At 46.2% G+C, this 13237-nt stretch carries 7 protein-coding genes; 2 read left to right on the forward strand and 5 right to left on the reverse strand.

Going from position 1 to position 13237, the window contains the following annotated elements:
- Positions 1-20 precede the first annotated feature (20 nt).
- The 4 genes from A7975_RS13045 to A7975_RS13060 form a co-directional block, all read right to left on the reverse strand.
- A complete protein-coding gene (locus A7975_RS13045; RefSeq protein WP_065385371.1) occupies positions 21-5408 on the reverse strand; it encodes an NPCBM/NEW2 domain-containing protein in 5388 nt (1795 codons plus the stop codon).
- 182 nt (positions 5409-5590) lie between these two features.
- Positions 5591-6400 carry a carbohydrate ABC transporter permease gene (locus tag A7975_RS13050; protein WP_065385372.1) on the reverse strand — a complete coding sequence of 270 codons (810 nt, stop codon included), beginning with the start codon at positions 6398-6400 and terminating at the stop codon, positions 5591-5593.
- Positions 6397-7236 (reverse strand): carbohydrate ABC transporter permease, encoded by an 840-nt coding sequence (locus A7975_RS13055; protein ID WP_141680325.1) that lies wholly within the window; start codon positions 7234-7236, stop codon positions 6397-6399. The genes A7975_RS13050 and A7975_RS13055 overlap by 4 nt, the downstream gene beginning before the upstream one ends.
- 255 nt (positions 7237-7491) lie before the next feature.
- The gene (locus A7975_RS13060) at positions 7492-8829 is read right to left on the reverse strand and encodes an ABC transporter substrate-binding protein (RefSeq protein ID WP_176707725.1); all 1338 of its coding nucleotides are present in this window, start codon (positions 8827-8829) and stop codon (positions 7492-7494) included.
- A 210-nt stretch (positions 8830-9039) separates the two neighbouring features.
- On the opposite strand from A7975_RS13060, the gene A7975_RS13065 reads away from it, so the two are divergent.
- Positions 9040-10782 (forward strand): cache domain-containing sensor histidine kinase, encoded by a 1743-nt coding sequence (locus tag A7975_RS13065; RefSeq protein WP_176707726.1) that lies wholly within the window; start codon positions 9040-9042, stop codon positions 10780-10782.
- Positions 10779-12272, forward strand: a complete 1494-nt coding sequence (locus tag A7975_RS13070; RefSeq protein WP_065385373.1) for a response regulator transcription factor — start codon at positions 10779-10781, stop codon at positions 12270-12272. Before A7975_RS13065 ends, A7975_RS13070 begins: the two co-directional genes overlap by 4 nt.
- A 74-nt stretch (positions 12273-12346) precedes the next feature.
- Here A7975_RS13070 and A7975_RS13075 read toward each other — a convergent pair whose 3' ends face one another.
- Entirely contained in the window at positions 12347-13222 is an 876-nt protein-coding gene (locus A7975_RS13075; RefSeq protein ID WP_231637560.1) for a carbohydrate ABC transporter permease, read from the reverse strand.
- Between the last annotated feature and the right edge of the window lie 15 nt (positions 13223-13237).

A 13237-nucleotide genomic window follows, 5' to 3' on the forward strand; every position in this document is an offset into this window, starting at 1 on the left:
GTTTGTTTCGCCAGCTATCGTTATAAGGCGTTCAACCAATTGTAAATCGCTTGAACCGTTTCCGCTCGCTGCGCTTTTGAGCCGGCATCAAATAGATTTTCGCTTTTCCCTTGCATCAGACCGGCCGCAACCGCTTTGGAAGCTTCATCCTTTGCCCATTCCGACAGTTGGTCAGCATCGGCGAACCGCTGCAATTCAGCGCCAAATTCGATGCTTTGGCCTGACTTATACTCATAAGCCCGGACCAGTAACGCCGCCATCTGCTCCCGGGTCAATCGCCCGTCAGGCTTAAACTCCGTTGCTGACATACCGGTTACAATGCCAGCCTCATAAGCAGCATTCACCTCTTTCGCGTACCATGCATCCGCTGCAACATCGACAAATGCATCAGGTTCCAAGTTAGTGGATAGGCCGAGGGCTCTCGCTAGAAGCGAAGTAAACTCAGCTCTAGTGATATCCGAATCAGGGCTGAATTGATCATCCGACTTACCTTTTACAATATGTTTGGCTGTAAGCACCTGCAGCGCACGGTAACTCCAGTGGCTCTCTGGTACATCGTTAAACCGCTTGTTCATTTCCAGCAGGGCATATTGGCTAAAATGGTTCAGCTTCACCTCGATTTGTCTGTTATTTTTATCGATTTGACCACCGATATATTCCCATTCATGCGATGTTTCATCAAAATGGTACACGCCGACTAATTCCGAGTCCACAAGTGATGGGTCATAATGAAGCGTTAATTGAACCGGTTCCGGAAACTCGGTGAGACGAACCTGTTGATTACCAGTCAGCAGGTATAAATCAAATTCATAGATATGATCGCCTAGCTTCAAATGAGAAGACTCGCCTGCTTTAGCTGCTGAAGCTGAAACGCTTACCGGCTCCAGCTTCACTCGCAGCGTTGATTGAGCCGCAGCGCCTGCCTTCTCAGCAAGAGCTTTCAGAACGGAAGGCGGAATCGACATAACCACATCCGTCCGGCTTAACTCCAATACATTTCCATCAAGCTGACCGGCGGCAGCAGGCAACGACACTATGGTTTGGTTCGTTGTCAGCGCTAATGCCACTTTTCCGTCCTTCGGATTCAATTCCGACGCCTCTACTTGACGTATCGTTTCCACTGGCGGGTTCGTTACGTTACCCGTCCCGGTACTCGGAGTAGGGCTCGGGCTCGGACTCGGCTCAGGATTAGTCGGCACTTTACCTGTGCTGGCTGAAACGCTCGGGCCATTTACCGTCCAAAGTCCTTCCGTGTCTCTTGCTTCCACTTTAAAGGCATAGCTGGTACTTTCGGTAAGCCCTGTTATCGTTGTTGACAACTTGTCACCATCAACCGCTTTTTCATTCGAGCCCCAAGTAACCTTGAAGCCGGTAGCTGCTGCTCCCTCTTTCATGCCAGACCACGTTAAAGTGATCCGATCCGATCTAATCTCCGAGGCAGTGACGAGTCGATTCACCGACCAAAGATCTGCAACGCCAGGATTTGGCTGCTCCTTAATGATGGATTGCTTAAAGGTTAGAATAGCAGACTCTAATTGCGCAGCTGTCTGCTTGATCTGCTCCGTTGATATCTCCGCATTGCTTCCCGCCGCTTTCGCTGCGTCAATTGCCGCTTGGAACGCTGTTTTTGCGCCGACAGGGTACTGTCCGATTTGATCGCCTTCAACGGATATATGATGCAGCTCTTGTGCTGTCGCTATCAGACTATTCAAATATTCGATATCCGCTTCCAAGATAGTGTAAGCATTAGCCGTTACGTCGCTGCTGCTCATTCCATCTTTGATGGCAATCATTCGGATAACGGTAACGCCAAGCGGCAAAACAATCGGTTCCGTATACAAGGTACTGTCTTCACTCGGTTCTGATCCGCCAATGGTATAGTAAATAGAAGCTCCGGGTGTATCTGTACTCAATGAAATGCTTCGTGCACCGGAATACACCTTCGAGGGCAGGTCAGTTTTTACCAGCTGTACCTTCTCCGGCGCAACTTGGATGATGCTGCTGCGGCTGTATTTTCCATCCTGCGTTTGGACGGTTATTACCGTCGTGCCATTAGACAGACCCGTGACTTTCCCGTTTTGGTCGATCGATGCAATGGTTGGATCACCGGATGTCCAAACGACGCCTTTATTCGTTGCTTGTTCAGGCTGTACCGTGGCCACAAGGTTTCCTTCTTGCCCGGTCGTAAGCCTTAAATGCTCTTTATTAATTACGACACCGCTTACTTCATTTAAATTCGTTCCAGACGGAACAATGGTAAGTCCCGTATTGGCAGCAAGCGTAAGCGTTATAGTGCCGCTTGTAATTGGTACATTGGATTGGTCGGGAACTAAGCCATCGGCCGTTATTTTGTACGTGTCAACGGCATGAACATTTTCCCATTGATCAGGAAACGACCAGGTCACGTTCGAATAGCCATTCAGGCTATAAGCCATGATTTCTTTCTCGTTGTTCGTCCATAACGATGGCACAAACAAATCTCCACCGCTCTGCAGCACTTTATCTCCTTGCTTAATCGTTAATTTGTCCCCGTTGTAAAAGCTTGTTACATCGTTCGAGAAATGTGCAACCACGCCGTCGTCGGATATTCGATCTAAACGGTTGAGGTAATACCACGGCAGTGTGTTAAGTGCAAAATCTTCAAGAAAACCGTTCATGTTTTGCAAATTGTTTCGTTTTACGCGCCCTTCCCCAAGCATGGAGGACCCATAGCGCAAATCGCCGCCTCTTCCGCCTACATATAAATTAGCCGGAACGTTCATCAGCCAATTTTTTTGAGCAACGACGCCTCGGAAATGCCATGCCATCGGCTGCAGCCCCACAAACGCTTCGCCTTGGCGGTAGCTATCTACAAACTCTGAAGTTAAATCAAGCCCTTGGTCACGCCAATACTGGAAAATATTCCTCATCGTTTCTACTTCGTCGGCATTCGTATACCCTTCGAGCTGCTGATGCCACTCGCTTAAATTTAACGCCCGGCCTGTCGGATTCGCTGATTGCGGAACTTGAAGATGAAATGCATCCGTATGAATGGTAGCACCATCCTTGAGCGGAGGAAGCATTTCAAGCAGCCTTTGAATTCGCTGCTGAAGCAGCCCTGATCTCCAATCTCTATAATAAGTTATCGCATAGCTTCCGCCATAAACGGAATAATCGCCTTCTTTTACTTCTACACCGTTATAAGTACCCGCGGAGCCTTTCACCTTGCCAATCAGATCGGCAGCAACATATTCGTCCCACAGCGGACTATCCGGAAAGGCAGTTGTCATATTTAAATGAAGGCTTATCGTAGTATTGTATTTCTTCGCTTCTTCCATTAACCAGATCAAGCTCTGCTCCGCAGTTTCGTCTTGCGGCCGCTTAAGCTTAACGTTAACTTGATCCCATGAAGGATATTTGGAGTCATGGCCTTCGAACTGCCAACCGACCAAATAAACAACTTTCGGAATTCCTCTCGTCAAGATGTCGATCTTCTTGGTTGCTTCCAGCGCTTCTTCAAGGTTCAACTCTACATTTCCGTTTCTGGCTAAAAAATATTTCATGACCAGCGTCTTGCTGTAATCAATATAGAAGGGCCGAACGACAACCGTCATTTCATCCTCTTTCGTTCGACCTCCTGAAATGACGGTAACTTTAACGCGCGCAGAGCCGCCCACCCAATGATTGTCGTTATCTTTCACCGGATGCACTACGCCGTTATCGTCGATTGTGGCAACCTCAAACTTGCTGCTCTTATAGAGAGAAACGATGGAGTAGTTGACCTTAACGTTCGGGTCATCGAAATCCACTTCCGTGCCATCACCATTGAAAGCCCTTACATGAGTTTGAATAACTTCAGTTGGAGTCAGCAGCGGATTGATGTCCAATTTGTCGGCTGATAGCTCCACTACGTCCAAACCCGGATCTTTGAGGGAGAAATGGATTTTGTATTCCGTAACATTCGCGCCTTTCGTCACTTTAATGACGGTTGTTCCTGGAATGGAAGCAGCCTGCTCGATTTGAACCGTTGCTTCCGCGTTCTCCTTCTCAACCGTAAGTTGCGGTACTACTGTCGAACCAGCGGGCAAAACAAGCATATATTCGAGCTGTCCCTTTGAAAAATCCGCAAGCGGTACGCCATCTGCTTTAATTTGATTGAGCAGCGTTCCGGTAGGCTCCCCGGTTATCAATCTTGCATTCGCCCAGTTTGCCCAGTCGTTCGAATTGCCGTCATCCGCATCCAATACGACAAGCTCAAGTAAATTCACACCTTCTATGGAGATGTCAACGGATGATTCAACAGGATGATCGGATGAGAGCACGCCGCTATTGAATCTTGTTACACCGTCCGCTTTAACGGTGAAGTTTACTGACGCAAAAGGTTCTTTCCCCGTCCGGGAGTGGTCGAAGCCGATATCCGATTTAAACCTCGTATATTTCCCATTCAGCTCATACTTGATAACCGAATTTGCATGCGTACCCAACCCCTTCGCATAGGAATGTCCAAGTAAATTAATCGCTGTTCCGCCTACGCTTTTGTCTTTCTGCACGGTCTGCCAGCCGCTTGAGGCTGCCGTCCAATTCAAATCGCTGAGAAACACAACATCCTTCAGTTTAAACTGGATCGTATAGGTTGTTGTATGAGAGTTGTTGGTTACAGAAATCGTTGCTGCTCCGGGCAAGCTCTGCGCTTGGCTAACGGTTATCGCTGCATTTTCGTCCAACGCTGCCGCTTTAACAACCGGAATCGGTGCGTCCTCCGCAAGTCCAACCTCGTACCACAATTTTTCTTTCGCAAAATCAGCTAACCCTACATTATCCAGCGTAATGCCCGACAGCATCGTGCTAGGATCGATCGTTCGTACGACCCGCGCTTCCGCCCAGTTCGCCCAGTCGCTGTGTATCGGATTCGAGGTAGGATCACCAGCTCCATCCACAACCAATCGCAGCTCGTGAACGCCTGCTATTCCAACGCTGATCGGTGTAGGCTGCGATTCGGGATACATTCTCATAACTCCGCTGTCAAACAGCTTGACGCCGTCGCCGTAAACCGAAAAGATTACCGACGTTGCGCGGGCACTATTGTTAATGTGCTTGTCATCGGGACCTATGATCGATCGAAATGTCGAATATTGCCCATCCAGCTGGTATACAATATCCGAGTTGGCATGAAGGCCGAGCCCTTTGGTATAGGTTGTTCCGTTCATTAAAATCGGCTTGCCATCCACGTTTTTGTCTCGCTGGACCGTTTTCCAGCCGCTAACGGCTGATACCCAATTCAAATCGCTTAAATAAGTTGCTTCTTCCGGTTCAGCCGCTTGTGCTACTGGAGCCGCCGTTATTCCAAGCCCACTAAATACGATGATCAAAGCCATTGCCAGCATCGTGAACTTGTTTATTAGCCATAATGGCCTTCTGCTGTCATTCATTACCATTCCTCCATAATTGTATTTGATTAGTTTGTTGAACGTTGTCCGAAAATAAATATCATTTTTAAACAAAATAGTGTAATTTTAACATTTACATTAAAAAAATACCCCTAAAACAAGAAGACCTATGACTATGCATAGGCCTCGCGTTGCTCTGGGGTGAATGAATCATTGGATGTAGGTTAGCCTTTTATCGCACCGTCTGCCATACCTTTAATGAAATATTTCTGAAAAAACATATAAATGATCGTCATCGGCATCATCGCAATCAAGCAACCGGCTGCAACCCAGCTAATATTGCTTTGAAATTGCGAGATAAAGGACGACAGCGCAACCGGAATCGTGCGGTAGTGCACGTTTTGCAGGAAGAACACGGAGAACTGGTAATCATTCCATACCTGCATGCCCAAAATAATGACGACCGTTGCGGTAATCGGTTTCAATAACGGAAAAATGATGCGGTAAAAAATTTCAAAATGATTGCAGCCGTCAATTAAAGCAGCCTCATCAAGTTCCTTCGGAATGGAACTTACAAACCCGGCATATAAAAATATCGTCATTGGCAAAATAAAGGTAACATGAACCAATATAATCGCCCAATGGGTATTGACGCCTCCGACATCGACGACCAGCCTATACAAAGGCACAAGAATCGTAAGCCCCGGAACGACTAAGCAGGATACGCAAACCATATAAACGACCTGGTTCAATTTAGACTTATACCTTGATAACGGGTAAGAGGCCATCGAACCGATCAGAATGCCAAGCAGCATCGTACATACCGTAATAATCATGTTGTTTATTAAAGCCGTATCAAGGCCGGCTCGCTCCCAAGCATCGACGAAATTTCCGAAATAAAGAGTAGAGGATGGAGCCCACTTCGAGCTCAAATCACTCGAAGGCTTAAAGGCCATGTTGACCAGCAAATAAAATGGAATGATATGCACAATGACGATCAGAAGGGCGGCGATGTATTTCGGTAATCTGATCATGCCTGAACCTCCTTCCTGCGCAGCAGCCAAAGCGCCGTTAAGCTAATGACGCAGATCATCAGAAACATGACATTACCAAGCGCAGCAGCGTAGCCAGCATCTTGCCTTGCAAACATCAGGTTGTACATCATCGTGGACAGCGACATTGAAGCATAGCCGGGACCTCCGTTGGTCATCGAAATAATGACGTCGAACAGCTTCAAACCTCCAATTATATTGACTACAATATTAACCGTAATAGCAGGCATCAACAGAGGTAAAGTTATATTTTTGAAACGAGCGAACCAACGAGCACCGTCGATCTCCGCCGCTTCGTAATAGTCTTTTGGAATAGATTGCAAACCGGCTAAAAAGATAATCATTGCAACGCCCATATATTGGTAGGTATTCACAAATGTGATAATCCACACTGCCATCGGTCCGTTCGAGAGCCAATCAGCCGGCGCATGTCCGAACAATGCAGTCAAATCATTTAAAGCGCCATTGTTGTACTGAAAGATGAAATACCAGATATAACCCATAATGAGTGGACTTATAATTACCGGCAGGTATACAACGGTACGTATAAGCGACTTTGCTCTAATCTGGCGATCAAGAAACAGCGCATAAGCTAGACCGAGTATGTTTTGGAACAATGTGCTTCCCAAACCATAAATCAGCGTATTCTTGAATGTTGTGATCATTTTGGGATCTGAAAACATCATTTTGTATTTCTCGAGGCCCACCCAAATCATGTTTTGCGAAAAACCGTTCCAGTTATAAAAGGATACCTGAACACCTTTAAGGAGCGGATAAAAAATAAATATCGAAAATAAAACCAGTGCAGGCACATACATTAAATTCAACAGGCCTGGAAAACGAAACAATTTTGCTCCGAGCCCGTTTGATTTTGTTTTATTCGCATGACCAGGCACGTAATTTGTCTCTTTAGCAGCAACTTTATCAGCAGACATCCCCAAACCTCCTTCCACAAATACGGCCTTTTCTTTCGAAAATGATCTGCGGCCGTAATGGCTTAGCCGATTGCGGCCGCAGCTATCTTCATATGCCGATTTCTATGTTGCTCATTAATAACCGTATTCGAATGTTAATTATTTGCTGACTGCTCTAAGACGCTCATATTCCTGCTGCATGTTTTTAGAGAATTCTTCAATTGAAATACCGCCCGCAAGCAGATCTGCGCCGTTTTTGCACATAACATCCCACATTCCGCTTGGCAGGAATACGCGGTCAAAATAAGGAAGGATACGAATATCGTTGTATTTCTCGTAGAAGCCAGTTAGATCCCCCGCTTCAACCTCAATGCCGTCAAGACCAGGAGGAAGCGCAAACGAGGAAGCCATTGCTGCGATATTTTCCGGTTTTGCGAAATAGGCTACGTATTTCTTAGCCGCGTCGATGTTCGGGGAATCCTTCCATACGCCAAACGTCGTTTTTTCGCCGCCTGCAAAGGTTGGCGTATCGCCTTCGTGAATCGATGGAATCGGCATAAATCCGCCTTTGAAATTCGGGTTAAACGTTTTTGCTTCCTCAATAACATAAGAACCGTAAAACGCGAATGCTGCTTTGCCTTCAGCCAGAGCTTGCGCATCGTCGCTGTATTTTGCTGTCAGAACATTCGGATTCAAATAGCCGTCTTTTTTCAAATTCAAAAACATTTGGGCCATTTGATCCCATTTTTTCCAATCAAACGTACCATCGCTCAATTGCGCGCCATCATTCACTTCTGCGCTTGTATAGAGCGGAGTCGCGAAGTAATCGAAAAACTGTCCGATCGGCCAGCTGTCTGCTCCTCCCATGTGGAACGGAATAACTTCGCCTTTGGATTCTGTTTTAATTTTCTCAGCCGCAGCCATGAGCTCGTCATACGTTTTAGGAACTTCAATACCGTACTTTTCAAGCACTTCGACGTTGTATGCGATACCAGACTTATCTTGATCCATTGGCAGCGCATACACTTTGCCGTCAGCATCCGTTACCGCTGGCTTGATCGCCTCATGCAACCGGCTTACCCATTCTTCATCCCTGAGATCCGCCAAATACTCGCCGTATCGAATTTGCGACCAGCCGTGTGTCGCGAATACATCAGGAAGCTCGTTGGAAGCCATCTTCAACTTCATAATGTTCTCGTATTCGCTTCCCGGCGCGGAAAACTCTACTTTAATGTTCGGGTTTTCTTCCATAAATTTATTAGTCATCTCTTGCAGCAGCGCCGCTTGCTCGCCTACTACGTTAGTTGATGCCGTAATCGTTACCGGCTTCTCACTTTTGTTGTTTTCAGAATTGTTAGTTGTTGGTGCATTAGTAGCATTTGTAGCATTTGTAGCGCTTCCATTTTCATTCGAACCTTGTGATCCGCAAGCCGTCAGTAAAAATACTAGAATCACGCTTAGAAACAACATCATTTTTTTCGATTGTTTCATTTTCATCTCTTTCAATCCCCTCATGTTTGTTGTCTGACTACGCTTTCATAATAGCATGGCTGACATATGCATCCATATGCTAAAGATCTACGAAGTCTGCGCTGATTTCTACACCAAATATTGAAAACGCTGACAAACTGGTTGACATCCCTGAATGCGATTTCATATGCTATGCATGAGAATTGGCAACCTATTTTATTATCGGAGGGGCTGCGGTTGAACTTTATTCATACCATGCGCTTTAAATTAACGCTCATCTATACGCTCAGCATCGTTACACCATTTATTGTGCTGGCCTTCGTCCTGCCCTACTATTTCCAAGGCTTATTAACGAAGGATACGCAGCAGTTGTCAGCGAATACATTGGCAGCAGTTGCTGCAAATATTGAAACCTACTTCGATGATTTAGAGCGGTTGACCGCCTCTCCTTATTTGAATGACAATATCCTTCAGGCTCTCAAAATTAAAGCAAGCAATCAATACGATACCGCCAATGATTATGTCCGGCTGCAAACCGATCGCGCTCTGACGAGTACGCTATCTGCATTTTTCAGCAATACGAGAGAAGACATTATAAGCACGCTTGTCATCCCAATTACTGGACAAGCCTACTTGAATTCCCGCGATCATACTTTAAGCCTCATAGACCATTATCCCTTCGAAGAGGAGGATTGGTACAAAAAAGCGGAAGCTGCGAACGGCAAAGCGGCCTTCATCAACTCGCATCCGCAATCTTATCTAAGCAGCGAATCACCCGCTCAAGTGTTTTCAGTTGCACGGCTTCTCAAAGATCCAGAGTCCGGTCAGCCGCTTGGCGTCATTATGTCCGACGCCGCTACTAATGTTTTGCGCAAGATAACTGCAAATATTCACTTTAACGTCAGCTCAATTGTCGCTATTATGGATGAGAACAATCAAATCATTTATGCCAACAAGCCTTTATCAGCCAATATCATACAAAAAATAAAAATGAAGCCGCAATCCATTAAAGACAACCACGATGAATATGCGGCCGTATACAATCAGATTGATTCAGCTGGATGGAACATCGTCGCTTTATTGAATAAATCAGAAATCAACGAAAAAACAAGATGGATTTACGAAATCGGGGTTCTGCTATCTTTCGGCGGTTTGTTTGTGACTTTCCTTCTTTTCCTATACTTATCGCAGTGGATTGTCGAACCGTTCAAACGAATGTTCCATGTCATGAAGGAAGTCAAACGCGGAAATATGAAGGTCCAATATGAGAGCAAAGGAAAAGATGAAATCGCTCAGCTAGGCGGGGCGCTTAACAGCATGATCTCTCAGATCAACGAGCTCATCAATTCGCAATATAAAGCTGTGCTGGCACAGCGGGATGCTGAATACCAGGCTTTGCAGGCGCAAATTCAGCCTCATTTTCTCTATAACACACTTAATGGGTTTATCGCGTTGAACAGGAACGGCGATAATAAGAAGCTGGAAAATGCCATATTCTCCTTGAGTGGAATGCTCCGCTATATATTACGGGATCATGCGCTGTCAACTATAGAGAGGGAATTCGCATTCTTATCCCAATACCTCGAACTGCAGCAGCTGCGCTTTGAGGATGATCTGACTATATCCATTCATTATGATCATGAGCTTGCTAATTTCAAGCTGCCGAAGCTGATTTTGCAGCCGCTAGTCGAGAACGCAATCATTCACGGCACGGAGCCGGACGATAAACCGAATGAAGTGCGTGTCATAGCCAGCATCGTTATTGGAAAAGAAGGACGGCTGCTCGCTATTGAGATTGCCGATAACGGCGTTGGTTTTGAAATTAAGCCAAATAATGAATCGAAGCATATCGGTATCGCGAATGTGAGAAGCCGGCTTCAGCTCACCCACCCGGATTCCGAGCTTATGATCAAAAGCCGCGTCGGTATGGGGACGACGATCCATATTTATATCCCTATCAAGGAGGACCATTACAAATGAATATTATACTAGCAGACGATGAGAAGCTCGCGCGACGCGTTTTGGTGAGCATGCTCAGTGAGATGGACCTCCCTCTTCAAATAAAAGGCGAAGCCAAAAACGGCGAAGAATTACTCAAGCTAGTCGAGCAGTATCTTCCAGACCTTGTATTCGTCGATATCCGCATGCCCAAGCTTAACGGCATTGAAGCGATACGAATGGGGAAAAACGTTTCTCCGCACACAAAATGGGTCATTATATCAGGGTTTAATGATTTTGCTTATGCGAGAGAAGCGCTGCAGCTAGGGATCACCGATTATTTGGTTAAGCCGGTGCATCACTCTGAACTGGAGCAGGCAGTCAGGCAAGTATTGGCGGAGCGTACCGAAGTGATGCTGCGGTTAAACCGGCAGTTCGAGTACGATCTGCTGTCCGTCATTCACAGCACAAGCGAGCGGGATCATTCCGATTTACGGCTGCCTGAGAAAATGAAGCGATACCGTTTTTCCATCACCTTGCTTAAAGCAGCGGCGAATCAATCACAGGAGGATACCGGCTCACAGCTCATGCTGTATCATCAGCAGAATATGAAACCGCTGCTCGCCCGCAGTGATATTCGCTGCTGCTTGATCAGAATGCCCCAAGGGTCGTCCCTCTCCTGCATAGCTTGGGACCCGCATAGCGAAACGGACGGCGAATCGCCTCTTGCCTTATATAACCGCCAGCTTGCATTTAGCTTCAAAGCTTCAAGCACAGAATCGTTATCGGTTTATGCGCTGCAGGCTCCCGTATGCAAGGATGCAGGTACGGTCAAAGAGGCAGTCGTCCAGCTTCACCATATGATGCCTTTGCTCTCGCTGCTGCCGCTTGGGCAGCTGCATCAATGTGAGGAGCTGCTGCAGCTCGACAATCTCGAAGGTCATCTGAGAGTAGGCAATTGCCTGAACCGGGTATCACAGCTCTATTTGCAAAAAGACTATTTGAACTATGCGAAGGCGCTTGCTGCATTTGAGAAAGAATTAAAAAGCTTTGTCCCAAGCAAACCTGCCGATTGGACTTGCGCCGCCGCTTGCTTAGACCGTCAGCTCCCTTCCTCCCTTACTGGGGAGAGCTTGCGGGATTGGATGCCAAAGCTGCAGGCATGCGGAACTAATATGCTGCATGTCATGTCTGATGCGAACAGAGAACAAGGGGATTTGATCGCAAAGGTGATCGCTTATGTCGACCAGCATTATATGAATGACATCGGAATTGCCCAAATCGCGGATGAGATCGGGATGAGCCCGAACTATTTAAGCGCGATTTTCCACAAAAAATACGGCACCACCTTCACCAAATATTTAATTGAAACCCGTATGCTTAAGGCGAAAGAGCTGCTGCTTTCCCAGCCGAACCTGCAGATTCAGAAAATAGCCGAACAAGTCGGCTATTACAGCCCGCGCCATTTCACGAAGCTATTTACCCAATACTTTGGTAATTACCCTTCTGAAGTGCGTGAGCAGTTCAAATAGCTTCGGATTTTGTTGCAGCAGACCCGCGACGCAAAAACTCCCGCAATGAGCCATTGCGGGAGTTTTTCGATCCATTAACCTTTAATTGCGCCCTCAGTCAAGCCTTTCTCAATAAACCGCTGGATAAACAAGTATATAATTAACACTGGAATGACCGTAAGGGAAACGGCGCTCGCCATAAGTCCAAAATCGGTTCCGTATTGTGAACTAATCTCATTAAGCAGAGCAACGATCGGACGTACATTTTCCTTGTTTACGAAAATTAACGAGGAGAACAAATCGTTGTAGGACCATAGGAACACGAAAATGCTTGCAGATGCAAATACTGGTCTTGATATCGGTAAAAATATTTTCGTAAACATGGAGAAGCGATTACATCCATCTATAAATGCCGCTTCCTCTAAATCCTTCGGAATGGTGGCCATGAATCCGGCAATTACCAACGTTGCAAAAGCTAGATTGCCTGAGGTTTGAGGAAGAATCAGTCCTAAGTAAGTATTAACCAGCTTCCATTTGATAAGTATTTCATAAACCGGTACAATCGTCGCGAACGTCGGAATCAATAGGGTTGCGACAAGCAGGGAGAAAATAATGTTTCTGCCCCGAAATCGGAATCTTGCGATAACATATGCCGCCAAACCGCCGAATACCAATACGAGCAACACGCCGCTTATGGACATAATCAAGCTGTTCATATAACTCTGCCCCATATTGATGCGGTCAAACGCATTCTCGTAGTTGCTCATGACAGGTTTTGATGCGAAGCCAAAGGAGTTGTTCATAACCTCTCTGGACACTTTAAACGAATTGTTTACGACCCAGAACAACGGATAAATGGTCGTTAAAGCCCATAAGCTCAAGCAAAGATATACAAAAAAACCACTCGCTGAAAAACGTTTTTCCGTCGTTGCTTTTTTCACTGTGCGCGTCTCCATATTCATTTGTTGCATTTCCGGCCCCCCCTT

The sequence above is a fragment of the Bacillus sp. FJAT-26390 genome, from assembly GCF_001682865.1.
GTDB lineage: Bacteria > Bacillota > Bacilli > Paenibacillales > Paenibacillaceae > Pristimantibacillus.